The 22,829-nt window shown below is 66.5% G+C and carries 20 protein-coding genes; 9 read left to right on the top strand and 11 right to left on the bottom strand.

Features of this window, described 5'->3' with window-relative positions; translation table 11 throughout:
• Positions 1-206: 206 nt before the first annotated feature.
• Complete coding sequence (locus AB4Y80_RS07700) at positions 207-884, bottom strand: IMPACT family protein (RefSeq protein ID WP_442213359.1); 678 nt, start codon at positions 882-884, stop codon at positions 207-209.
• Positions 885-969: 85 nt separating this feature from the next.
• Here AB4Y80_RS07700 and coaE point away from each other — a divergent pair, with 85 nt between their 5' ends.
• From coaE to AB4Y80_RS07715, 3 genes are all read left to right on the top strand, one after another.
• On the top strand, positions 970-2,175 hold the full coding sequence (coaE, locus tag AB4Y80_RS07705; RefSeq protein WP_442213361.1) for a dephospho-CoA kinase: 1,206 nt from the start codon (positions 970-972) through the stop codon (positions 2,173-2,175).
• Between the two features lie 99 nt (positions 2,176-2,274).
• Positions 2,275-4,356 (top strand): excinuclease ABC subunit UvrB, encoded by a 2,082-nt coding sequence (gene uvrB, locus AB4Y80_RS07710; RefSeq protein WP_442213363.1) that lies wholly within the window; start codon positions 2,275-2,277, stop codon positions 4,354-4,356.
• Positions 4,357-4,529: 173 nt separating this feature from the next.
• On the top strand, positions 4,530-5,513 hold the full coding sequence (locus tag AB4Y80_RS07715) for a TerC family protein (RefSeq protein ID WP_442213364.1): 984 nt from the start codon (positions 4,530-4,532) through the stop codon (positions 5,511-5,513).
• A 50-nt stretch (positions 5,514-5,563) separates the two neighbouring features.
• Here the strand turns inward: AB4Y80_RS07715 and AB4Y80_RS07720 are convergent, their stop codons facing one another.
• The 3 genes from AB4Y80_RS07720 to AB4Y80_RS07730 all read right to left on the bottom strand — a co-directional run bounded on the left by AB4Y80_RS07720 (position 5,564) and on the right by AB4Y80_RS07730 (position 9,995).
• The gene (locus AB4Y80_RS07720; RefSeq protein WP_442213366.1) at positions 5,564-6,877 is read right to left on the bottom strand and encodes an alpha/beta fold hydrolase; all 1,314 of its coding nucleotides are present in this window, start codon (positions 6,875-6,877) and stop codon (positions 5,564-5,566) included.
• The gene (locus AB4Y80_RS07725; protein ID WP_442213368.1) at positions 6,874-7,398 is read right to left on the bottom strand and encodes a GNAT family N-acetyltransferase; all 525 of its coding nucleotides are present in this window, start codon (positions 7,396-7,398) and stop codon (positions 6,874-6,876) included. Before AB4Y80_RS07725 ends, AB4Y80_RS07720 begins: the two co-directional genes overlap by 4 nt.
• Before the next feature lie 62 nt (positions 7,399-7,460).
• The gene (locus AB4Y80_RS07730) at positions 7,461-9,995 is read right to left on the bottom strand and encodes a DEAD/DEAH box helicase (protein ID WP_442213370.1); all 2,535 of its coding nucleotides are present in this window, start codon (positions 9,993-9,995) and stop codon (positions 7,461-7,463) included.
• Between the two features lie 43 nt (positions 9,996-10,038).
• Between AB4Y80_RS07730 and AB4Y80_RS07735 the strand changes: the two genes are divergently transcribed.
• Both AB4Y80_RS07735 and AB4Y80_RS07740 read left to right on the top strand, forming a co-directional pair.
• Positions 10,039-10,893, top strand: coding sequence for a trans-aconitate 2-methyltransferase (locus AB4Y80_RS07735; RefSeq protein ID WP_442213372.1), 855 nt, complete (start codon positions 10,039-10,041; stop codon positions 10,891-10,893).
• A complete protein-coding gene (locus AB4Y80_RS07740) occupies positions 10,890-11,588 on the top strand; it encodes a PIG-L deacetylase family protein (RefSeq protein WP_442213374.1) in 699 nt (232 codons plus the stop codon). The genes AB4Y80_RS07735 and AB4Y80_RS07740 overlap by 4 nt, the downstream gene beginning before the upstream one ends.
• A 25-nt stretch (positions 11,589-11,613) precedes the next feature.
• Here AB4Y80_RS07740 and AB4Y80_RS07745 read toward each other — a convergent pair whose 3' ends face one another.
• From AB4Y80_RS07745 to AB4Y80_RS07770, 6 genes are all read right to left on the bottom strand, one after another.
• Positions 11,614-12,429: an HpcH/HpaI aldolase family protein gene (locus tag AB4Y80_RS07745; RefSeq protein ID WP_442213377.1), complete on the bottom strand. Its 816-nt coding sequence runs from the start codon at positions 12,427-12,429 to the stop codon at positions 11,614-11,616.
• Positions 12,426-13,568 carry an FAD-dependent oxidoreductase gene (locus tag AB4Y80_RS07750; RefSeq protein WP_442213379.1) on the bottom strand — a complete coding sequence of 381 codons (1,143 nt, stop codon included), beginning with the start codon at positions 13,566-13,568 and terminating at the stop codon, positions 12,426-12,428. Before AB4Y80_RS07750 ends, AB4Y80_RS07745 begins: the two co-directional genes overlap by 4 nt.
• 50 nt (positions 13,569-13,618) lie before the next feature.
• Complete coding sequence (locus tag AB4Y80_RS07755) at positions 13,619-14,326, bottom strand: metal-dependent hydrolase (protein ID WP_442213381.1); 708 nt, start codon at positions 14,324-14,326, stop codon at positions 13,619-13,621.
• A 63-nt stretch (positions 14,327-14,389) separates the two neighbouring features.
• Positions 14,390-15,181 (bottom strand): ABC transporter permease, encoded by a 792-nt coding sequence (locus tag AB4Y80_RS07760; protein WP_442213382.1) that lies wholly within the window; start codon positions 15,179-15,181, stop codon positions 14,390-14,392.
• Positions 15,182-15,227: 46 nt separating this feature from the next.
• Positions 15,228-16,019 (bottom strand): ABC transporter ATP-binding protein, encoded by a 792-nt coding sequence (locus AB4Y80_RS07765; RefSeq protein ID WP_442213384.1) that lies wholly within the window; start codon positions 16,017-16,019, stop codon positions 15,228-15,230.
• Positions 16,020-17,087, bottom strand: coding sequence for an ABC transporter substrate-binding protein (locus AB4Y80_RS07770; RefSeq protein WP_442213386.1), 1,068 nt, complete (start codon positions 17,085-17,087; stop codon positions 16,020-16,022).
• Between the two features lie 217 nt (positions 17,088-17,304).
• Here AB4Y80_RS07770 and AB4Y80_RS07775 point away from each other — a divergent pair, with 217 nt between their 5' ends.
• Positions 17,305-17,832 (top strand): TetR/AcrR family transcriptional regulator, encoded by a 528-nt coding sequence (locus tag AB4Y80_RS07775; RefSeq protein WP_442213388.1) that lies wholly within the window; start codon positions 17,305-17,307, stop codon positions 17,830-17,832.
• A gap of 35 nt (positions 17,833-17,867) precedes the next feature.
• Here the strand turns inward: AB4Y80_RS07775 and AB4Y80_RS07780 are convergent, their stop codons facing one another.
• The gene (locus AB4Y80_RS07780; RefSeq protein ID WP_442213390.1) at positions 17,868-18,575 is read right to left on the bottom strand and encodes an MBL fold metallo-hydrolase; all 708 of its coding nucleotides are present in this window, start codon (positions 18,573-18,575) and stop codon (positions 17,868-17,870) included.
• 190 nt (positions 18,576-18,765) lie between these two features.
• Between AB4Y80_RS07780 and AB4Y80_RS07785 the strand changes: the two genes are divergently transcribed.
• Genes AB4Y80_RS07785 through AB4Y80_RS07795 form a run of 3 tightly spaced genes read left to right on the top strand, consistent with a single transcriptional unit; the run spans position 18,766 to position 22,825 of the window.
• Positions 18,766-20,508 carry an ABC transporter ATP-binding protein gene (locus AB4Y80_RS07785; RefSeq protein WP_442213393.1) on the top strand — a complete coding sequence of 581 codons (1,743 nt, stop codon included), beginning with the start codon at positions 18,766-18,768 and terminating at the stop codon, positions 20,506-20,508.
• The gene (locus AB4Y80_RS07790; protein ID WP_442213395.1) at positions 20,505-22,436 is read left to right on the top strand and encodes an ABC transporter ATP-binding protein; all 1,932 of its coding nucleotides are present in this window, start codon (positions 20,505-20,507) and stop codon (positions 22,434-22,436) included. The genes AB4Y80_RS07785 and AB4Y80_RS07790 overlap by 4 nt, the downstream gene beginning before the upstream one ends.
• Complete coding sequence (locus tag AB4Y80_RS07795) at positions 22,433-22,825, top strand: GntR family transcriptional regulator (RefSeq protein ID WP_442213397.1); 393 nt, start codon at positions 22,433-22,435, stop codon at positions 22,823-22,825. Before AB4Y80_RS07790 ends, AB4Y80_RS07795 begins: the two co-directional genes overlap by 4 nt.
• Positions 22,826-22,829: the final 4 nt, after the last annotated feature.

Here is a 22,829-nt window from a genome sequence, read left to right on the forward strand (position 1 = left end):
GGCCGACCACCCCATGAATGGACAGGTCCCGCACAAGGCATCCAAACGGAGCCAGTCAGTTGAAGAGTCACATCCACGGGGCGGAACGGCTAGTACCCACTCTGCCAGCCAGTCCCAGACCAGCTACCACTAAGACTCACAGTCAGTTGAAGGACGGGACGGGCGGGGATGGGCGGGGTGGGGTGGGAGGGATGGGTGTGGCGGGCTCAGTGGACGTCCACCCACTCGGCGCCGGCGTCGACGAGCTCACCGGCACCCGCCGTGAGGGACGCCAGCCGGTCACGGGCCGCCGCGATGGTGCCGGGGTGGTCCGCCATGGCGAGGCCCACCCGGGTGTCCCGGGCGTCGTACGCGTTGCCGGTCATCACGTAGCCGGCCGCGCGCAACTCGTGCTCGAGCCGCCCGGCCGTGGCATGGGGCACGGCGACGGTGAAGCGGCGCAGCCTGTTCCGCCGGACCAGCGGAGTCTGGTCGAGGGCGCTCGAGACCGAGTCGGAGTAGGCGCGCACCAACCCTCCGGCGCCCAGCAGGATCCCGCCAAAATAGCGGACGGTGACCGCGATGACGTCGCTGAGCTCGTGCCTGCCCGGCGCCGTTTCCCGTTGGGCCAGCGCCTCAAGCATCGGGACACCGGCCGTGCCGGCCGGCTCGCCGTCGTCGTTGCCGCGCCGGAGGGTCCGGTCGGGGCCCACGATGTACGCGCTGCAGTGGTGCCGGGCATCGAAGTGTGTCTTGCGCAGTTCGGCGACCACGTCGCGGGCGGCTTCCTCCGACTCCACCCGGCGCAGGTAGGTGATGAAGCGGGAGCGCTTGACGTCAAGCTCGTGGCGGTGGCTTCCGTCCACCGTGAGGTAGCTCGTCGCTGAAGTCTGATTCCCGGTCACCGACCCCAGTCTAGTGATTGTTCGCGGCCCGCGGCGGCGGGCGTGCCCGTCCGTGCGGTGAGCGGGTTCGGTCTAGGGTGGAGTCATGCTTTCGATTGGTCTCACGGGTGGCATCGCTGCCGGCAAGTCCCTGATGTCCGCGCACTTTCGTGAATTGGGTGCGGTGGTGATCGACGCCGACCGGCTGGCCCGCGACGTGGTGGCGCCGGGCACGCCGGGGCTGGCCGCCGTCGTGGAGACGTTTGGGCCCGGGCTGGTGCTCGCCGACGGCTCCCTCGACCGGCCCGCCCTGGGGGCCGTCGTCTTCGCCGACAAGGATAAGCTGGCCGCGCTGAACGGGATCATCCATCCGCTGGTGCGTGCCGCCGCCGACTCGCTGCACCGGGCCGCCGCCCCCACCGACATCGTGGTGCAGGACATCCCCCTGCTGGTGGAGACCGGGCAGGGCGCGGCCTTCCACCTGGTGGTGGTCGTGGACGCGCCGGAAGAGACGCAACGCCGGCGCATGGCGGAAAACCGCGGCATGAGCGCGGCGGAGGCCGCGGCCCGCATGGCCGCGCAGGTGGGTCGGGAGCAACGGCTCGCGGGCGCCGACGTCGTGCTCGACAACTCGGGGACCTCGCAGGCGGCCGTCGCGGCCCTCGATGCGCTCTGGCACGGGCGGCTCGTGCCATTCGCGGCCAACCTTGCCGCGGGCCGGCCCGCGCTTCCCGCCGGTCCCGCCGTGATCACCGGGCCCGACCCTGCCTGGCCGGCCCAGGCCGCCCGGCTGGCCGCGCGGATCGGCCTCGCCGCCGGTGACGCGGCGGTCGCGGTTGAGCACATCGGGTCAACCTCCGTCCCCGGGCTGGCCGCCAAGGACGTTCTGGACCTGCAGCTGACGGTGCGCAGCCTCGCCGACGCCGATGCCGCCGCGCCCGCCCTGGCCCGGGCCGGTTTCCCGCGCCGCGAGGGCGAGTGGTGGGACACCGCCCATGCGTTCGACGGCGCCGGGGCCGGCGGCCGCTGGGAGAAGCGCTTCCACAACGCGGCCGATCCCGGCCGGCCCGTCAACCTGCACGTGCGCGTGCACGGGTCGCCGGGGGCCGTGCTGGCGGTGGCGTTTCGCGACTGGCTGCGTTCGGACGACGCGGCACGCGGGGCCTACGCGTCCATGAAGCGGGAAACCGCCCGCGCGCACGCGGGGGATGCGTCCACCGCCGGCTACGCCGACGCCAAGGAGCCGTGGTTTGCCGGGGCCGTGCCCGCAGTGGAGGCGTGGATGCGCCGCAGCGGCTGGCGGGCCCGCTAGCTTGACGCCGGCGCGCCGTGGACGGCGGTCCCTGGGGGTTTTCGCGGATGTTGCGCCCGCTGTGTTCGCGGGGCCGGCATCAGCGGTAGCGTTAAGGCCATGAGTCTTGCGCAGGAGATCAGTCGGGTTGTTGCCCCCTTTGAGGTCATTAGCGATTTCCAACCGGCCGGCGACCAACCCGCCGCCATCAAGGACCTGACCGAACGGATCACCAACGGCGAAAAGGACGTGGTGCTGCTCGGTGCCACGGGCACGGGCAAGTCCGCCACGACGGCCTGGCTGATCGAACAGGTGCAGCGCCCCACCCTGGTCCTGGTGCAAAACAAGACCCTCGCGGCGCAGCTGGCCAACGAATTCCGGGAGCTGCTGCCCAACAATGCCGTTGAATACTTCGTCTCCTACTACGACTACTACCAGCCCGAAGCCTATGTGCCGCAGTCGGATACATTCATTGAAAAGGACTCCTCCGTCAACGAGGAAGTGGAACGGCTGCGGCACTCGGCGACGAACGCGCTGCTGACCCGGCGCGACGTGATCGTGGTGGCCACCGTCTCCTGCATCTACGGGCTCGGCACGCCCGAGGAATACGTCTCCGGCATGGTCACGCTCACGCGCGGGGCCACGATGAACCGGGATGACCTCCTGCGCAAGTTCGTCAGCATGCAATACGCGCGCAACGACATCGATTTCCACCGCGGCACGTTCCGGGTGCGCGGGGACACCGTGGAAATCATCCCCATGTATGAGGAACAGGCGCTGCGCATTGAGTTCTTCGGCGACGAGATCGAGAACATCTACACGCTGCATCCGCTCACCGGCGAGGTGATTCGCGAAGAAACGGAAATGTATGTCTTCCCGGCGTCGCACTATGTCGCCGGGCCCGAGCGCATGGCCCGGGCGGTGAAGGCGATCGAGGACGAACTGGCGGTCCGGACCGGGGAGCTGGAGGGCCAAAACAAGCTGCTCGAGGCCCAGCGGCTGCGCATGCGCACCACCTACGACCTGGAGATGATGGAGCAGATGGGGTTCTGCAACGGCATTGAGAACTACTCCCGCCACATCGACGGCCGTGAGCAGGGCAGCGCCCCGCACTGCCTCCTGGACTACTTCCCGGACGATTTCCTGCTGGTCATCGACGAATCCCACGTGACGGTGCCGCAGATCGGGGCCATGTACGAGGGCGACATGTCCCGCAAGCGCACGCTGGTCGACCACGGGTTCCGGCTGCCCTCCGCCATGGACAACCGGCCGCTGAAGTGGGACGAGTTCCTCGAGCGCGTGGGCCAGACGGTGTACCTGTCCGCCACGCCGGGCAAGTACGAGCTCGGCAAGTCCGACGGCTACGTCCAGCAGATCATCCGGCCCACCGGCCTGATCGACCCCGAAATCATCGTCAAGCCCTCCAAGGACCAGATCAACGACCTACTGGGGGAGATCCGCGAACGGACGGAGAAGAACGAGCGCGTGCTGGTCACCACGCTGACCAAGCGCATGGCCGAGGACCTCACCGACTACCTGCTGGGCAACGGCATCAAGGTCCAGTACCTGCACTCCGACGTTGACACCCTGCGCCGGGTGGAGCTCCTGCGCGAACTGCGGATGGGCGTCTTTGACGTGCTGGTGGGCATCAACTTGCTGCGGGAGGGCCTGGACCTGCCCGAAGTGTCCCTGGTGAGCATTCTTGATGCCGACAAGGAGGGGTTCCTGCGCTCCTCCACGTCCCTGATCCAGACCATCGGCCGCGCGGCCCGCAACGTCTCCGGACAGGTGCACATGTACGCGGACCGAATCACCGACTCGATGCAGTTTGCCATCGACGAAACGAACCGCCGCCGCGAAATCCAGGTGGCGTACAACACCGAGCGGGGCCTGGACCCGCAGCCGCTGCGCAAGCGGATTGCCGACATCACCGACCAATTGGCCCGGGAGGATGCCGACACCGCGGCGCTGCTGGAGGAGGCCCGGTCCAAGCGGGAGAAGGCCAAGGGTAAGCCGGCGGTCCGCCCCGGCGGCCTGGCGGCCCGGCCCGCCGAGGACCTGATGGGACTGATCGCGGAGCTGACCGCGCAAATGCACGGCGCCGCCGCGGACCTGCACTTCGAGCTGGCCGCCCGGCTGCGCGACGAGGTCCAGGACCTGAAAAAGGAGCTCCGGCAAATGCGCGAGGCCGGCCACGCCTGAGCGGCCACGAATCATGCGGGGCAAATTCTCGGCTAGACTTAACGAGAAGTAGGGGAGTATCCCAAGCGCTATACACGTCAGCACGTGCGGCACCGTTGCCGCGCCGGGTGTAGCGGTCGCGTTCCGGCGGCGGAGAGACTTATGTCATTCCGCCATGCCTGGAAAGGTACCCTGTGCATACTCTGCCCGTCTGGTTTGAGATCGGTTCGTTTGCCGTCCTCGGACTCATCCTGCTCGCCGATCTTTTGATCGTCATAAAACGCCCGCACCTCCCCTCCATGAAGGAGGCCGGGCTCTGGGTCGGCTTCTACGTGGCCCTGGCGCTCGTGTTTGCCGCCCTGTTGTTCCTGTTCACCGGCCCGGAATTCGGCGCCCAGTTCGTGGCCGGTTGGGTCACCGAATACAGCCTGAGCATCGACAACCTGTTTGTCTTCATCATCATCATGGCCCGGTTCGCCGTGCCCCGCGCCTACCAGCAGGGCGTGCTCATGGTTGGCATCATCATCGCCTTGGTGTTGCGCGGGATCTTCATCATGGTCGGCGCCGTGGTCATCGAGCAGTTCAGCGCCATCTTCTACGTCTTCGGCGCGTTCCTGCTCTGGACGGCGTGGAAGCAAAGCCGCCCGGAGGACGAGGAATCCGATGAGGCCACCGAGAACGCCTTGATCCGCCGGGTGCGCAAGCTCATCCCCATGACCGAGCGCTACGACGGCGCCAAGCTGCGCACCACGGTCGGCGGCAAGAGGATCTTCACCCCCATGCTGATTGTCTTTGTCACCATCGGCCTGACGGACCTGCTGTTCGCCGTCGACTCCATCCCGGCCATATTCGGCCTGACCCAGAGCGCCTTCATCGTCTTCACGGCCAACATTTTTGCCCTGATGGGCCTGCGCCAGCTGTACTTCCTGCTCGGCGGCCTGATGGACAAGCTGATCTACCTTAAGCACGCCCTGTCCGTGATCCTGGCGTTCATCGGCATCAAGCTGATCTTCCACGCCATGCACGTCAACGAGCTCCCGTTCCTCAACGGCGGCAAGTCCATCGCCTGGGCGCCGGAGATCCCCACCTTCGTCTCGCTGGCCGTCATCCTGGGCACCATGGCCGTTGCGATCGTCGCCAGCCTGCTCACCCAGCGCCGGAAGTCCGTCGCCAAGTAGCCCGAACACCCGCGGCGGGGCCCGGACGGGCCCCGCCGAAGCGATCCAGCCTACGGGGCGACGGCGGATGCCTCGCCGGGGGTGCCGCGGACCATGCCCAGCAGGCGGGCGAAGATGCCTTCGCCGTCGTCGGCAATCCCGTCATGGTGGAAGTCGGCGGTCTCCCACACCTGCAGGCCGTTGACGGCGGCCGCGGTGGCCACGGAGATGTCCCGGTCCACGTAGATGTCCTGCGAGTAGACGGCGGCGGCCACCGGGACGGTGTTGCGCCCCAACTGCACGGGGTCGTACAGGGCACCCCAGCCCTCTGTGCGGGCGGCGAGCAATTCGGCCACCTCGCGCAGCGGGGCCAGGGCGGGGTCCTGCTCGAAGTACCACGGGTACACGGCCTCCCCGGTYAGCAGGGGCTCGGCCGCGTCCGGGTGGAACTCCGGGTGCCGGGCCAGCACGCGGGCCGCGGCCCAGTTGCTGGCGGCGCCCTGGACGTAGATGGACTCGTGCATCAGCGCATACAGCGGGTTGGCGGCGCGGCCCACCTGGGCGGACACCTGGGCCAGGAAGCCGTCGGAGAGCCGGTCGCCGTCGGGCGTGGGCACAAACGCGTCCTCCAGCAAGTAGTGCAGGGTGTCGATGCGGGTATTGCCGCCAAAGAAGTTGCCGAGCATTTGCAGGCGCTCCGGGGTCAGYCGTTCCCCCGTGGGCAGGAACTCGGGCACGGCCGCCGCGTGGGAGATGATGCGGGTGACGATTTGCCGGTCCTGCGGGAACCGCGCAAAGTATTCGGCGTTCCGCGCCATCAGCCGGGCGAAGGTGGCCTCATAGACCTGGTCCGCCGGGCCGGCCAAGGGGCCCAGACCGCCGGTGATGATCACCTCACGCAGCCCCGCGGGAGCGAAGGACAGGTAGCTCAGCGCGCAAAAGCCGCCGTAGCTTTGGCCGAAGATGGACCACGGGCCCGAGCCCAGGGCGGCACGGATGAGCTCGGCGTCCGCCACGATGTCGGTGGCCCGGAAGTGGGCCAGGTAGTCGGCCTGCGCGGCGGCGTCCCCCACCAACGGCAGGGTCTGCCGGTTGGCGGGGGTGGAGAGGCCGGTGCCGCGCTGGTCCAGCATCAGCACCCGGAACGTCTTGGCGGCCTCGGCCAGCCAGCCGTTGAGCGCCACGGGCCGGTTGCCGCGCCCGCCCGGGCCGCCCTGCAGGAACAGCAGCCACGGCAGTCCCTGGCCATCCAGGGCCGGATCGGAGATTTCCCGGGCATACAAGGTGATGGACGGGCCGGCTGGCTCCGCATGGTCCAGGGGGGCGGTGAACCAGTGGTCGCGCATCCGCATCTGGCGGATCGCGTAGGGTTGGCCCGCGCTCATACGGAGGCCTTGGCGGCTTCGCCGCGGGCCGCGCCGGCGCGCGCGCCAAAGGTTCCCAGCCGGTCGCCGTCGAGCCGGTAGACGTGCCAGCCGTCCATGGGGGCCGCGCCGATGCTCTTGTAAAAGTTGATGGACGGTTCGTTCCAGTCCAGCACGCTCCACTCCACCCGGGCATAGCCGCGGTCCACCGCGATTTGGGCCAGCGTGCGCAGCAGTGCCTTGCCGTGGCCGCCGCCGCGGGCCTCGGGGCGGACGTAGAGGTCCTCGAGGTGGATCCCGTGCGTGCCCTCCCACGTGGAGTAGTTCAGGAACCACAGGGCAAAGCCGACGATGGGCTCACCGGGCACGTCGCCGTTCACCACGTGCGCGAAGGCCTGCGGGTTCTCCCCGAAGAGGCTCGCATGCAGCATCTCCGGGGTGTTCCGGACGGCGTCGGGCTCTTTTTCATAGACGGCCAGGTCGTGGATCATGCCAAGGATGGCGGGGACATCGGAGGGGGATGCGGGACGAATCAGACTCATAAAACGAGCATATCCGGTGGCCGGGCGCCGCGGCGACGTGCGCCCGGGCCGTTGCGGCGGCCCTACAGGCGGCTGAAGTCGCTCAGGCGCACGACGGCGGCACCGGCCTCGTTGGATGCGTCCAGGTCCACCGTGGCCGTGATGACCCAGTCGTGGTTGCCGGCGGGGTCGGCCAGGGTCTGGCGCACCGTCCAGGTGTCGGGGGTTTCGGTGATGTCCAGCAGCGCCGGGCCCCGGGCGGCCGGGCCGGACTCGAGGTATTCGTGTTCGTCCCAGTACGCATCCAGGGCGTCGGCCCACCGGTCGGCACCCCAGCCGTGGTCGCCGTCGAGCGCGCCCAAGGCTTCAAAGTCGTCGTCGGCGGCGAGCTCCACGCGGCGGAACATCTCGTTGCGCACCATGACCCGGAAGGCGCGGTGGTTGTCGGTGAGCCGCGGCGGGGCCGGCGGCACGGCGGACTCGACGGCCGGTCCCTCCACCTCGCCGGAGGTCATCTTCTCCCACTCGTCCAGCAGGCTGGAGTCCACCTGGCGGACCATCTCGCCCAGCCAGGCGATGATGTCGGCCAGGTCCTCGCGCAGCGCGTCCTGCGGCACGGTTTGGCGCAGCGCCTTGTACGCGTCCGTCAGGTAGCGCAGCACGATGCCCTCGGAGCGGGCCAGCGAGTAGAACTGCACGTATTCGCCAAAGTTCATGGCGCGCTCGTACAGGTCCCGCACGATGGACTTGGGGCTCAGCTCAAAGTCACCGACCCAGGGGGCGGCCTTGCGGTACACCTCAAACGCGGCAAACAGCATGTCCCCGAGCGGTTGCGGGTAGGTGACCTCGTCGAGGATGGCCATGCGTTCGTCGTACTCGATGCCCTCGCTCTTCATGGCGGTCACCTTTTCGGTGCGTTCGCGCTTGAGCTGGGCGGAGAGGATCTGCCGGGGCTTCTCCAGCGTCGACTCGATCACGGAGATGGTGTCCAGCGCATAGCCGGGGGACTCCGGGTCCAAGAGTTCCAGCGCGGCCAGCGCAAACGGGGACAGGGGCTGGTTCAGGGCAAAGTTCATCTGCAGGTGCATGGTGAGCCGGACGGTGCGCCCGTCCGCCTCGAGCTCGTCCGCCGGTATGCGCTCGATGATCCCGGCACCGAGCAGCTCCCGGTAGATGCCCAGGGCCTTGCGGATCAGCCGCCGCTGCGCCGCCGGGGATTCGTGGTTCTCCGTCAACAGCTTCCGTGCCGCCAGGAAGGGGTCGCCCGGGCGCTCCAGCAGGTTCAGCAGCATGGCGTGCGTGATGGTGAAGCTGGAGGTCAGCGGCTCCGGCACGGATTCGGCCAGGCGCTTGAAGGTGGGCTCGCCCCAGCTGACAAAGCCCTGCTGCGGCTTCTTCTTCACCACCTGGCGCAGCTTCTTGGCGTCGTCGCCGAACTTTGCCAGCGCCTTCGCCATGGCCTTCGTGTTCTCGATGACGTGCTCGGGCGCCTGGACGATCACGGTGCCGGCGGTGTCGTAGCCGGCCCGCCCGGCCCGGCCCGCAATCTGCTGGAACTCGCGCACCTGCAGCACGCGGGTGCGGACGCCGTCGTACTTGCTCAGCGCGGTCATCAGCACCGTCCGGATGGGCACATTGATGCCCACGCCCAAGGTGTCGGTGCCGCAGATGACCTTCAGCAGCCCGGCCTGGGCCAGCTGCTCCACCAGGCGGCGGTACTTGGGCAGCATGCCGGCGTGGTGGACGCCAATGCCGTGCCGGACCAGCCGGTTCAGGGTCTTGCCGAAGCCGGCGGCGAAGCGGAAGCCGGCGATGAGCTCGCCGATCCTGTCCTTCTCCGCGCGCGTGCACACGTTGATGCTCATCAGGTTCTGCGCCCGGTCGATGGCCTCGGCCTGGCTGAAGTGCACGACATAGACCGGGACCTGCTTCGTGGCAAGCAGTTCCTCGAGTGACTCGTGCACGCCGGTCTGCACGTAGTAGTAGTGCAGCGGGATGGGGCGTTCGGCCGAGGACACCGTGGTGGTGACCCGGTTGGTCAGTTCCGTGAGCTCGGTTTCAAAGCGGGCGACGTCGCCGAGCGTGGCGCTCATGAGCAGGAATTGGGATTGGGGGAGCTCCAGGAGCGGCAGCTGCCAGGCCCAGCCGCGCTGTGGGTCCGCATAGTAGTGGAACTCGTCCATGATGACCGTGCCGACGTCTGCGTCCTCGCCCTCGCGCAGGGCGATGTTGGCCAGGATCTCCGCCGTGCAGCAGATGATGGGGGCGTCCTGGTTGACGGAGGAGTCGCCGGTGATCATGCCGACGTTTTCCGCGCCGAAAATCTCGCACAGGGCAAAGAACTTTTCCGAGACGAGCGCCTTGATCGGCGCCGTGTAGTAGCTGGCCGCGCCCCGGGCCATGGCGTTGAAGTGGGCGGCGACGGCCACCAGGGACTTTCCGGAACCGGTGGGGGTGGAGAGGATCACGTTGTTGCCGCTGACCAGTTCCATGGTGGCATCTTCCTGCGCCGGGTACAGTTCCAGCCCGCGGTCCATGGTCCATTCCAGGAACGCCTCTAGAACGTCGTCGTCGCTGGAGGTGGGGTTCAGGCCGGAAAGTTGTTCAAGAAGATTCATGGTCCTTCCAGTCTATGGGGAGCGGCTGTGACAGGATAACGCCATGGGAATGGACCAATTGGGCTGGGATCCGGCGAAGTATGTGGAATTCGGCAACTTCCGGGACCGGCCGTTCTTCGACCTGACCGCCCGCGTCACGGCCGCCGCGCCGGGCCAGGTGGTGGATCTGGGCTGCGGTCCGGGCACCCTGACCGCCACGCTGGCCGAGCGCTGGCCGGGGGCCGCGGTGCTGGGCCTGGACAGCTCGGCGCAGATGATTGCCGCGGTCGCTGCCGGGGCCCTCTCCGGCGGGGCGGGCGACGGCGGGGCGGGCGACGACGGCCGCCAGGGCCGCCCCGGCCTCGCCTATGCGGTGGCGGACCTGCGCGACTGGATGCCCGGGCCGGACACGGACGTCGTGGTCTCCAATGCCGCCCTGCAGTGGGTGCCGGGGCACCAGGGGCTCATGGCCCGGTGGCTGGATGCGCTGCGGCCCGGGGCCTGGCTGGCCGTGCAGGTGCCGGGCAACTTCACCTCCCCGTCGCACACCCTGATGCGCCAGGTGGCGCAGTCGCCGCGTTGGCGCGAGCAGCTGGACGGGGTCCTGCGCCATGACGACGCCGTGTGGGAGCCTGCCCAGTACCATGAGCTCCTGCTGCGTGGGGGCTGCCGGGCGGATGTGTGGGAGACCACGTACAACCAGCTGCTGCCGGGGGAGGCGCCGGTGCTGAACTGGGTGCGCGGCACCGGCCTGCGCCCCGTGCTGCAGGCACTGGATCCCGGCCAGGGCGCGGAATTCGAGGCGGAATACTCGGCGTTGCTGGATGCGGCCTACCCGGCCACGGAGTTCGGCACCGTTTTCCCGTTCCGGCGGATCTTCATGGTGGGGCAGAAATGGGAAGGCGGGGCGGGACGATGACCGAGCTGGCGGACTTTCCGCAGGATTGGCAGCGCGCCCTGGTCATCGTGGCCCACCCCGACGACCCCGAATACGGCCAGGCGGCCGCCGTGGCGGAATGGGTGGCCGCCGGCAAGGAAGTGGCGTACCTCGTGGCGACCCGCGGGGAGGCTGGCATCGCCGGCCTGCCCCCGGCGCAGAGTGCCCCGCTGCGCACCCGCGAACAGGAGAACGCCTGTGTCCGGGTGGGCGTCAGCGACCTCGTCTTCTTGGACCATCCCGACGGCCGCGTGCAGGAAGGCCCCGCGCTGCGCCGCGACTTTGCCCGGCACATCCGACGCACGAAGCCGGATCTGGTGCTCACCCTCAACCACCGCGACCACTGGGGCCCGGGCCGCTGGAACAGTGCGGACCACCGGGCCGTAGGCCGCAGCGTGCTGGACGCCGTGGGCGACGCCGACAACGAATGGATCTTTCCGGAGCTCCTCGAGGAGGGCCTGCCCCGGCACAAGGTCCGGTGGGTGGCGGTCAGTTCGCCGCAGCCCACCCATGCGCAGCCCGTCAGTGCGGGCAGCATTGAAAAGGCGGTGGCCTCACTGGCCGAACACCGCACCTACCTGGCGGCCCTGTCCCCGGACCCCGTCGAGGCCCAGGCCCGGCGCCAGGTGGACATGGTGACCGGCGGGGGAATGGTCGGCTTCGAGCTGTACTTCTGACGGCGCCGACCTAAGCCAGGCCGACTCACGCCAGGAGGGAACCGGTCGCTTTGAGGAAGTTGTGGAATGCATTGCCCGAGAGCGCGCCGGTGGAGCACATGATCATCCGAGCCCCCATCTTGGCGTAGGCGGCGGCCGATTCCGGGGTCGAGGCAAGAACACCGGCCACCTTGCCTGCGCGCGAAATCGCCCCCATCGCGCGTTCGACATGGGCAACGACCTCCGGGTGCTGCAGTTGACCGGGGACCCCCAACGATCCGGAAATATCACCCGGCCCAACCAGGAAGAGGTCCAGCCCATCAACGTGGACGATCTCCTCGATGCCCTCGATTGCGGCGGCGTCCTCGATCATTGCCATGGGCATGGCATGGCTTCCGTCAAGTGCGAAGTAGTCCACCGGGCTCAGATGCATTCCATAGTTTGAAGCCCGCGTCCGCGAGTGGACGCCACGGCGCCCCAGTGGCGGGTATGCGAGGTCGCGCACTATCGCTTCGGCGCCGGTCCGATCCTGTACGTGGGGAACGACTACGCAATGGGCACCGGCTTCGGCAAACCCGAGGAGGAGCTCGGGGCGGCCGGAGGGCACCCGGACGGCGATGGGCACTCCCACAGCATCCGCCGCGGTGCAAAGATCGTAGGCGGCCCGCAAGTCCACCATTTCGTGTTCGCCGTCGACAAAGAGCCAGTCGAAGCCCGCGTGGCCGCAGACCTCCACGAGACGGGGGCTCGGTGTATTGACCATTGCGCCGATCAGCACCGGTTTCCGGTCCAAGAGTTCTCGCAGCCGGTTCGAGCCGAGTCCGCCGCCGGGGCGCGCAGGACTCTCTGCCGCGCCGCTCATGCGGGGCGTCCGCTCGACGTCAGCAGATCAGGCACCATGCGGTCGGCAACATGGATTCGCTTGCGCATAACGGGGACGGTCAAAGCCCACAACAGACGCTTGCGGACACTGTCGAGACCATTGGGCCAGTTCCAGGTCAGTCGGTCGTAGCGCAGCGACCAGTTCTGGGTGATCTCGGTATACTTTCTCAGCTCCCGCTCCCAGCTCAGCAGAGCCGACGGAACGTCGGCCGCGACGTCCAGGCTCCTGGCGAGTCCCAAGGCATTGCTCATGGCAAGATTGGCGCCCTGTCCCAACGTGGGGGGAAGGGCATGCGCAGCATCGCCGATGATCGCCACTTGCCCGCGCGACCACGTGTGGCACTTCACCAGTGGATAGTTGTGCTGGACCGCGTTGAAGGACGCCAAGGCCTTGACCTCCTCCTTCAACACCGGGAAGGACTCCGACCAGCTTTGTATGTCCAGCGGTTGGGCAAGCCCGCGCGCATCATCTGCCCTGCAGATTACATAGATGTAGGTGTGGTCCGGGCCGCTGGGCGCAAACGCGATCCGCCGCGCACCGGACCAGTATTCCCGCAGGATCGGCTCCGGCGAAAGATCCCTTGTCGGGACAAGGTATCGAGTGGCCACTGTGCTTAGTCGTTCGTTGCGCTGGCCAAAACCCAAGGCATCGCGCACGAGAGAACCCACTCCATCGGCAGCTACGACCAGGTCCGCGGGCTGGGCGCTCCCGTCCCCAAGGATGAGCTGCCCGTCAGTTGAGGCCGATGCAACGGGGGAACTTGTGAGGATCTCTGCCCCGTTTGAAAGTGCCCGCTGGTGGACGATCTGGATCAGGGTTTCGCGAGGAATGCTCCAGATTTGTGATGCACCCGTGGTTTTCCGTGATTCGATGACTGACCCGCGCGAGTCAAGCCGGGACTCGCCCGTGAGCTGGGTACCTTCTGACTTGACCTGGTCCAGGACGCCAATGGCGGCCAGGGCTCGCAATCCGTTCGGCTTGAGATAGATCCCGGCACCGATCTCGCGCACGGCCTCGTTCCGCTCGTGCAGTCGCACCGACCAACCGCGTTCAGCGATCAGCGCGCCCAGGCTCAAACCGGCCAGGCCGGCCCCAGCGATTTCTGCATGTCCTTGCATGGAATACTCCAAACTTGTAGTGAAAGTAGTTGATCGGCCAATGCCGGCCCTTATCGGGTGAACAGGTGCGACGATCCCGGATCCAGGAGAATGCACGTGGCCGAGGTCTCGGATTCAATGCGCGCGGCAAATGCCTGGGCGTCTTGGGAAATGAAGTCCCACGTGTCGAAATGCATCGGGATGACGAAGCGAGGCTCAAGCAGCCGTACGGCGTCCACGGCGTCCTCCGGACCCATTGTCGACGTTCCGCCGATGGGCAACAGAGCGAGATCAAGGGCGTAGCGACTGCTGATGAGCTTCATGTCGCTAAATAGTGCCGTGTCGCCTGCGTGGTAGAGACGGAATCCTCCGAGGTTCAATACGTAACCGGCCGCCAATCCACCGTAGGCCCGCTCGGGGCCGACGGACGTCGAGTGAACGGCGGGGACGCACTTGACGGCCAGATTTCCGCGGCGGTAAATCCCACCCAGGTTGATCAGGGGAGCTTCGCACCCCTGAGCCTTGCAATAGATGCCCGTCTCCCCGGGTGCGATCAGCGGGATGCCATGAGCCAGCGAAAGTTCGACGGCCTGGCCAAGATGGTCAAAGTGGCCGTGGGTTACCAGCAGGGTGGTGGGATCGGGATCGAGCTTGGCCCCCGTGCTTGCCGGGTTGTCGAGCCAGGGATCAATGAGGACATGATGCTCTTCGAAGCGGATCGAGAATGCGGCATGTCCGAGCCATGTTACTTCGATGCCTTGATCCGGTGTGGTATTCACAGTTTTCCAATCGTTGAGAGAAGTCGGCGAGGGCAAAGCGCCCGCCCGAGTGGTGGTGGATGGTTAGCGTGAGTGCTGCTTGGGCCCAACCAGCACCGCCTCGAGCCACGCCACCAAGTAGAAGAACGCGAGTCCGATCATGGCCATGACAACAATCGCCGCGAATGTGATCGCCGTCTCGAGCTGGCCGGCGGACAGCTGCGCAAGGTATCCCAAACCCTCCTGCCCGGCGATGAACTCACCGACAATCGCTCCGATCGTGGCGAACGAGGTGGCCAGCTTGAGTCCGGCGAAAATGCTGGGGAGTGCAGATGGCAGCCGGATTCGGAAGAAGAGCCGCCACGGATTCCCGCCCATGACCTTTCCCAGGCGCACGTAGTCGTCGCTGATGCCGTCCAGGCCCAATGCGGTATTGACGATCACGGGAAACACGGCAATGGTCATCGCGAGCAGGGCATTTGTTGTGGCCCCGAACCCGAACCAGATGAGAAAAAGGGGTGCTACGGCGACCTTGGGAACAGAGTTCATCAGAACGAGCGAGGGATAGACCAGCCTGTGCGCCGTACGCGACGCAGAGAGTCCGACGGCAACAACAAATCCAATGACTGCCGCCAGCACGAAGCCGATCAGAATCTCCCGAACCGTCACCACGCAAGATGCCCAGAGGAGATCGGCGTTCGCGATCGCCTCCATCAGGACATCTGTTGGCGATGGCAGCGTCGTCTCGGGGACGCCCGACAAGGTGACCACGAGTTGCCAGCCAATGACCAACAGGGCAAATCCACCGGCACCCCACAGAGCATCACCTACTGCGATCTTTCGCATCGGCCCATCGTTGGAGACCGGCTTCGACATCAAGTCAAGGCCCTCCCGTTCCCGTTCAAGGATCCTGCGCGCATCCTTATTCATGACTGCCCCCCGTCGCAGCTGATGCCGACGCCAGGGCTCGTCGAACGGCCTGGGTGGGACCATCGAATTGCGAGCCGCTGGTTGGCCACGATCTTCTGGGTCTGGGCACCCCGACGTCGATCTGTGCAGCGACCCTCCCCGGATGTCCCGACATGACCACCACACGGTCCGAGAGGAAGACTGCCTCGTCGATGCTGTGCGTGACAAAAATGACGGTTTTTCCTGACTCACTTGCGATGCGCGCCAGGTCAAAGTTGATCTGTTCGCGTGTGATCGCGTCGAGCGCGCCGAAGGGTTCGTCCATTAGCAACAGATTCGGTTCGTGGACCAACGCCCGACAGATCGCAACACGCTGACGCATCCCTCCCGAGAGCTCATGTGGATAGGCATCTCGGAACTCGGACACCCCGACCATCTCGAGAAGATCCTCGGCGCGATTCCGATTCGCCTTGGTGGGCTTCAGACCGCGCATCTGGAATTGGAGCAATACGTTCTCCATGGCCGTTCGCCAGCTCAGGAGCAGATCCGACTGGAACACGACCCCGGATGCCGTGTTGGGGCCACTCGTCGGGACCCCATCAACGGAGAGTTCCCCGCGCGTCGCGTTGGTCAGGCCGGCAAGAAGGGAGAGCAATGTGCTCTTGCCACATCCGGATGGTCCAATCAGACTGACGAACTCTCCCCGCGCGGCAGAAAACGTCACGTTCTGCAACGCCTCGACCGTGCGCCGTGAGGATCTGAATTCCTTCGTGACATTCCGGACTTCTACGTGTGCGCGGTCCATCTACGGAACCTTGATGGGACACGATGCAACCGCTGTGCCGGCGAAGTCGTTCGTGTACATCTTTTCCACGTCCACCTTGCCCTTCGTGAACCCGATGTCCGCCAAGAGTTTGCTGGCCAGGTTCCAGTCGCCGGCGACCTGGAAGGCTTGGCTCGAGCCGGCCGAGGCGTTCGCACTGCAGAGAAACGGCATCGTTGACTTCCATTGGGCAGCGACGGTTTCCGCCTTTAGGCCGGGGACCTTTTCGGCCACTTTTTTGGCGACACCGTCCGGGTCTTTGATGGCAGCTTCCTGGCCCCGGTAGACAGCCGTGAGGAAGGCCTTGAATTTCGCCTTGTCCGAGTTGACCTTCCCCGGCGCCACCGCATACGTGTAGTCGGGGATCGAGACGCCGTAGTCGGAGAGAAGAAACTGATTTGAGGGCCGGTCCTTGGCGACCGCTGCCTCTCCCAGCGGAACCGAGGTCAACCAGGCGTCTCCTTGTCCCCCGACGAATGTGTTGAGGATTGCGGCGGGGCTGACGGTCGCAAACGTGATCTTTTGAGGGTCGACTCCCTGTTCCTTTAGCACTGCCTTCGCCTCGTCGACGATGAATCCCGCGGTTGCAAGCACTGTCTTGCCCTCCAGGTCCTTCAAGGAGCGCACGCCTAGTTTCTTGTCGACCATGAAACCGTAGGAGTGGCGACCGATGGAATTGCCTATCGCCACCGTCTTCAAGTTCTTCTGCTGATTTGCGATGCTCAGAATGGCGCTCGTCACGGCAACGTCGGCGCGGCCGGCGTCCACCGCGTTGAGCGCATCCTGGGAGCTCTTCAGCGCATCGATCTTGACGTCGAGGCCCTCATCCTTGAAGTAACCCAGCACGTCGGCCGCGTACAGCGGGAGCACGACCCCGGTGGGGGCGAAGTTGTTGGCGACTGTCAAGGCGACGGGTTCGACGTTGGAGGTTTTGGCGGTCTGCCCGCAGCCCTGCAAGACCGTCCCCATTAATGCAAGAGCGCCCAACGTGGCAGCCGTTCGCATTCGGCCTGACCGACGCACGTTGCGCATTTGTCCGAACTTTGCCATGCCCGCCATCTCCTCAATGTTGTAGTATTGGACTAGAGTCCAATTTTGGACTCAAGTCCAATAGGTGAAACTATGGGTGGACAAGGATCCCCTTGTCAAGAGGCCTCGAGATAAAGTTGGGGAGATTGCGGACATGAAATCCACCGGAGAGGGTCCCCGGACCGATCGCAGGACGCGAAACGCCCGATCCACCCGCGACAACTTGTACAACGCGGCCATGAGCCTCTTCTCGGAGAAAGGGTTCCACGAGACATCGGTGGAAGAGATTGCCGAGTTGGCTGATGTCGCGCGGGCGACCGCGTTTAACTATTTCCCCAAGAAGTCGGACTTCATCCAGGAGTGGGGCTCGCGCCGACGCGTGTTGGTCGAGGCCATCATCGACGGCGAAAAGCTCGAAGCCCATGGACTACTTGTCCTGCTCACCCGATATGTGCACGAGCTCGCTTCATCGCACTCCGAGCACCGGGATCTGACCCGGCGCATCTTCGATGCCTGGGTGCAGTCGGGTGGCCCGATGCGCGATGATCCATACTTGGCGGATCTGCTCGGCTCCCATGTGAGGAAGGCGCAGGAACGGGGCGAGGTACGATCCAATATTGACCCGGATGTGGTTGGGCATCTGTGTCGCGACGCGTACTTCGGAGTGCTCTTCCACTGGCTGCGCGGGCCTGTGGAACCTTTCGATCTCGAACAGCGGTTGCAAGCGAGTATCGAGGTCATCCTCATCGGCGTCCTGTCCAGCTGATGACTGCATCCCCGGCGCCGTAGCCTCCGGCGCCGCTACCAGCCGCGGGCGCGCCACTCGGGGAGGGCGGGGCGCTCGGCGCCCAGGGTGGTGCCGGCGCCGTGGCCGGGGTGGACGATGGTGTCATCGTCCAGGACGGCAAAGATTCTTTCGGACACGTCGGTCATCAGCTGGGCGAACCGGACGGGATCCGCGCCCGTATTGCCGACCCCGCCCGGGAACAGGGAGTCCCCGGTAAAGAGGTGTGCCGGGCCACCGGGAACCCGCAACAACAACGCCACCGAACCCGGCGTGTGGCCGCGCAGGCCAATCACCTCCAGAACCAGGTCGCCGGCACCGCAGCGGTCCCCGTGCGACAACGCCTGCACCGTGGGGACGTCGATGTCGGCCGCGTCCGCCGCGCCGGCGGCCGTGTCCGCGCCCGTCGCCGAGACCACCTCGGCCAGGGCCCGGACGTGGTCCCAGTGGGAGTGGGTGGTGACCACCAGCGCCAGGCGGGCCGCCGAGCGGCCGGGAGTGCCGGCGTCGTCCGCCACAACGGCGTCGTCCGCCCCAACGGTGTCGTCATAATCCCGCGCGCCGGCGGAAAGAAGTTCCATGATGGCGGGGGCGTTGTCGGCGGCGTCGATGAGGATTTGCGCGCCCGTCTCCCGGGACGTGAGCAGGTAGACGTTGTTGTCCATCGTGCCGAGAGAAACGGCCCGGATGGTCAGGGCGGGCAGGGTCCATAGTTGTTCAGCCATGGGACCCAGCCTACGGCGTGTCCGCTGTGCCGACCACTGTAGCAGGGGCGGTGCCGGGCGCTGGGCGCGACGGCCCGGGTCCGGGCACATTGCGCCCAGAGAAAAAGGGCGCAGACAAGGCGGGCGCCGCCGCGGTACGTTGTTAGCTAAATGATGTCGTGGCCCGCCGGATGAATTCCTTGGAGGATATGTGCTGTTTCGGTTGATTGGGCGCAACTTGGCGCCGCACAAAGTGCCGCTGACCTTGATCGTGGTGCTCCAGTTCATCTCCACGCTGGCCTCCCTGTACCTGCCCACGCTCAACGCGGACATCATCGACGACGGCGTGGTCAAGGGAAACATTGGCACCATCTTCTCCCTGGGCGGCTGGATGCTGGTGATCACCGCCGGGCAGGTGGTGTGTGCCGTCGCCGCCACGTACCTGAGCGCCCGGCTCGCCATGGGCGTGGGCCGGCAGGTGCGCCGGGAGCTGTTCGAGAAGGTGGAGACCTTCTCCGCCCAGGAGATGGGGGCCATCGGCGCGCCGTCGCTGATCACCCGCACCACCAACGACGTCCAGCAGGTGCAGATGCTCACCCTGATGTCCTTCACGCTGATGGTGACCGCACCCATCATGTGCATCGGCGGTATCCTGCTGGCCATGAAGCAGGACGTCCCGCTGTCCGGGCTGCTGCTGGTGATCCTGCCGGTCCTGGTCGTGGTGATCGGGCTGATCGTGCGTGTGCTGGTCCCCACCTTCCGGAAGGTCCAGCACCAGCTTGACGACATCAACGGCGTGCTCCGGGAGCAGATCACCGGCATCAGCGTCATTCGCGCCTTTGTCCGCCGCGACTTTGAGGCCGAACGGTTCGCCACCGCCAACGGCGCCCTGACCGCCTCGCAGCTGCGGGCCGGCCGGCTGCTGGCCCTGATGTTCCCCACCATCTTCTTCGTCGTCAACGTCACCAGCGTGGGCGTGCTGTGGTTCGGCGGTCAGCGCATCGACGCCGGCGACATGCAGATCGGCGCCCTGACGGCCTTCCTGAGCTACATCATGCAAATCCTCATGTCCGTCATGATGGCCATGTTCATGTTCATGATGATCCCGCGCGCGGCCGTCAGCGCCGAACGCATCCAGGAGGTCCTGGACATCCAGGCCTCCGTGGCCAACGCCCCCGACGCCGTGGCCCTGGACCGGCTGGACGGGGTCCTGCGCGTGCGCGACGCCGCCTTCCAGTACCCGGGCGCCCAGGATCCGGTGCTCTCCGGGGTCAGCTTCGAGGCGGCCCCGGGATCCACGACGGCGGTCATCGGCTCCACCGGCAGCGGCAAGTCGACGCTGGTGAACCTGATCCCCCGGCTGCTCGATGCCACGGTGGGCAGCATCGAGCTGGGCGGGCACGACATCCGGGCCGTGACCCTGGAGACCCTGCGCGGTTCCATCGGCTTGGTGCCCCAACGGGCCTACCTGTTCAGCGGGACCGTGGCCACCAACTTGCGCATGGGCAAACCGGACGCCACCGAGGAGGAGCTGTGGGCCGCCCTGGAGGTGGCCCAGGCCGCGGACTTTGTGCGCGAGATGCCGGAAGGCCTGGATGCCCCCATCGACCAGGGCGGCGCCAACGTCTCCGGCGGCCAGCGCCAGCGCCTGTGCATCGCCCGGGCCGTGGTCAGCGGCCCCTCGCTGTACCTTTTCGACGACAGCTTCTCCGCCCTCGACTACGCCACCGACGCCAAGCTGCGCGCGGCACTCAAGCCCGTCACCACCAACGCCGCCGTGCTGGTGGTGGCCCAGCGCGTGGGCACCATTCGGCACGCGGACAACATCCTGGTGCTCGACGAGGGCCGGCTGGTCGGGCAGGGCACGCACGAGGAACTGTTGGCCAGCTGCCCCACCTACCAGGAAATCGTCACCTCACAACTGACTGAAGCAGACCAGGAGAACGCGGTATGAGCATGATGAGGGGCACCGGCGCACCACCGCAAAAGGCCATGGCGTTTGGACCCAGCCTCAAGCGCATCCTGGGCCTGCTGGCCCTGGACCGGCTGCGGATGATTTGGGTGGTGTTCCTCGCCGCCGTCTCCGTGGGACTGTCGGTGGTGGCCCCGAAGGTGCTCGGCCACGCCACGGACATCATTTTCAACGGCGTTGTGGGGCAAATGCTCAACAAGTTCCCCGCCGGCACCACCAAGGACCAGGCCGTTGCGGCGCTGCGGGCCGGCGGGCAGGGCCAGCTGGCCGACATGCTCTCCGGCATGAACGTGGTGCCCGGCCAGGGGCTGGACCTCACGGCCCTCGGTGCGACGCTGATGATCGTGCTGGGCCTGTACATCGTGGCGTTCTTCTTCAACTGGGCGCAGGGCTACATCACCGCCGGCATCGTCCAGCGCGCCATGTACCGGCTGCGCCAGCAGATCGAGGACAAGCTCGACCGCCTGCCCATGTCCCACTTCCAGCAGGAATCCCGCGGCGACGTGCTCTCCCGGGTGACCAATGACATCGACAACTTCTCCCAAACCCTGAACCAGACGCTCACCCAACTGCTCATCGCCACGCTGACGGTGGTGGGCGTGCTGGGCATGATGTTCTCCATCTCGCCCCTGCTGGCCGGAATTTCCCTGTTGACGGTACCGCTGATCGCCGCCGTCACCGTGGTCATCGCCAAGCGGTCCCGGGTGGAGTTCATGGCGCAGTGGAAGACCACCGGCGAGCTCAACGGGCACGTGGAGGAAATGTTCACCGGCCACGAGATCGTCAAGGCGTTCGGGCAGCAGCAAAACGCCATCGAGAAGTTCAAGGTCTCCAATGACTCGCTATATGAGTCCAGCGCGAAGGCGCAGTTCATCTCCGGCATCATCATGCCCAGCATGAACTTCGTCTCCAACCTCAACTACGTGGTGGTGGCCGTGCTCGGCGGCGTCCAGGTCGCCTCGGGCGTCATCACGATCGGCAGCGTCCAGGCGTTCATCCAATACTCCCGGCAATTCAGCCAGCCGCTGGCCCAAATCGGCAGCATGATTAACCTGCTGCAGTCCGGCGTCGCCTCCGCCGAGCGGGTCTTTGACCTGGTCGACGCGCAGGAACAGCGGCCGGACCACGTCCCCGCCGCCGTGCTGGGCGAGACGAAGGGCCGCGTCGTCTTTGACAACGTCAACTTCAGCTACACCCCCGGCGAACCGCTCATCAAGGACCTGTCCCTGGTGGCCGAGCCGGGCGAGACCGTGGCGATCGTCGGGCCCACCGGTGCCGGCAAGACCACCCTGGTCAACCTCCTGATGCGTTTCTACGAGATCGACTCCGGCAAGATCACCGTCGACGGCGTGGACACGGCCCTGCTCACCCGCGACGACCTCCGCCGCCGCTTCGGCATGGTGCTCCAGGACGCCTGGCTGTTTGGCGGGACCATCCGGGAAAACCTGGCGTACGGCAAGCTGGACGCCACCTTTGAGGAAATAGTGCAGGCGGCCGAGGCCACGCACGTGGACCACTTTGTGCGTTCCCTGCCGGACGGTTACGACACGATCCTTTCCGACGACGGCGGCGGGCTGAGCCAGGGCCAGCGCCAGCTGATGACCATTGCCCGGGCCTGGATCGCCAACCCGGGCATCCTGATCCTCGACGAGGCCACGAGCTCCGTGGACACCCGCACCGAGGTGTTGATCCGCCAGGCCATGAACCGGCTGCGCCAGGATCGCACCAGCTTTGTGATCGCCCACCGGCTCTCCACCATCCGCGACGCCGACCTCATCCTGGTCATGCGGGACGGGCGCATCATCGAACAAGGCACGCACGAGGAACTGCTGGGGCAGCGCACTTTCTACTACGATCTGTACATGAGCCAATTCGGGGATCCCCTCGTGGAAGAGGCGAGCCGGGCATGAATGCCGTGGACGTCATCGTGCGCCGCTGGAAGGTCGACACCGACTCCACCGTGCCGCCCTTTGAACAAATCCGGCTGCGCATCCTGGACCTGGCCGCGGCGGGCGCCCTGGCCGTCGGCACCCGGCTGCCGTCCGTGCGGTCCCTGGCCACGGACCTCGGCGTGGCCGCCAACACCGTCGCCCGGGCGTACCGGGAACTCGAACAGGCCGGCATCGTCGTCACCGCGGGGCGCAGCGGGACGGCCGTGGCCTCGGGCGGGGACAGGATCGGGGCGCAGGTGGCCGAGGCCGCGGACGTGTTTGCCGGCGTCGTGAAGGACCTGGGCATGCCCGGCGCCAAGGCGCTGGCGATCGTCGCGGCCGCCCTGGACCGGGACTCGGTCCGGTAGCACG

The sequence above is a fragment of the Specibacter sp. RAF43 genome, assembly GCF_052114065.1.
Lineage (GTDB): Bacteria > Actinomycetota > Actinomycetes > Actinomycetales > Micrococcaceae > Specibacter.

Excerpts from the sequence above, each read along its gene's own strand:
- coaE (WP_442213361.1), top strand. The coding sequence starts at position 970 with ATGCTTTCGATTGGTCTCACGGGTGGCATCGCTGCCGGCAAGTCCCTG.
- uvrB (WP_442213363.1), top strand. The coding sequence starts at position 2,275 with ATGAGTCTTGCGCAGGAGATCAGTCGGGTTGTTGCCCCCTTTGAGGTC.
- AB4Y80_RS07725 (WP_442213368.1), bottom strand. The coding sequence starts at position 7,398 with ATGAGTCTGATTCGTCCCGCATCCCCCTCCGATGTCCCCGCCATCCTT.
- AB4Y80_RS07730 (WP_442213370.1), bottom strand. The coding sequence starts at position 9,995 with ATGAATCTTCTTGAACAACTTTCCGGCCTGAACCCCACCTCCAGCGAC.
- AB4Y80_RS07735 (WP_442213372.1), top strand. The coding sequence starts at position 10,039 with ATGGGAATGGACCAATTGGGCTGGGATCCGGCGAAGTATGTGGAATTC.
- AB4Y80_RS07740 (WP_442213374.1), top strand. The coding sequence starts at position 10,890 with ATGACCGAGCTGGCGGACTTTCCGCAGGATTGGCAGCGCGCCCTGGTC.
- AB4Y80_RS07745 (WP_442213377.1), bottom strand. The coding sequence starts at position 12,429 with ATGAGCGGCGCGGCAGAGAGTCCTGCGCGCCCCGGCGGCGGACTCGGC.
- AB4Y80_RS07750 (WP_442213379.1), bottom strand. The coding sequence starts at position 13,568 with ATGCAAGGACATGCAGAAATCGCTGGGGCCGGCCTGGCCGGTTTGAGC.
- AB4Y80_RS07760 (WP_442213382.1), bottom strand. The coding sequence starts at position 15,181 with ATGTCGAAGCCGGTCTCCAACGATGGGCCGATGCGAAAGATCGCAGTA.
- AB4Y80_RS07765 (WP_442213384.1), bottom strand. The coding sequence starts at position 16,019 with ATGGACCGCGCACACGTAGAAGTCCGGAATGTCACGAAGGAATTCAGA.
- AB4Y80_RS07770 (WP_442213386.1), bottom strand. The coding sequence starts at position 17,087 with ATGGCAAAGTTCGGACAAATGCGCAACGTGCGTCGGTCAGGCCGAATG.
- AB4Y80_RS07775 (WP_442213388.1), top strand. The coding sequence starts at position 17,305 with ATGAGCCTCTTCTCGGAGAAAGGGTTCCACGAGACATCGGTGGAAGAG.
- AB4Y80_RS07780 (WP_442213390.1), bottom strand. The coding sequence starts at position 18,575 with ATGGCTGAACAACTATGGACCCTGCCCGCCCTGACCATCCGGGCCGTT.
- AB4Y80_RS07790 (WP_442213395.1), top strand. The coding sequence starts at position 20,505 with ATGAGCATGATGAGGGGCACCGGCGCACCACCGCAAAAGGCCATGGCG.
- AB4Y80_RS07795 (WP_442213397.1), top strand. The coding sequence starts at position 22,433 with ATGAATGCCGTGGACGTCATCGTGCGCCGCTGGAAGGTCGACACCGAC.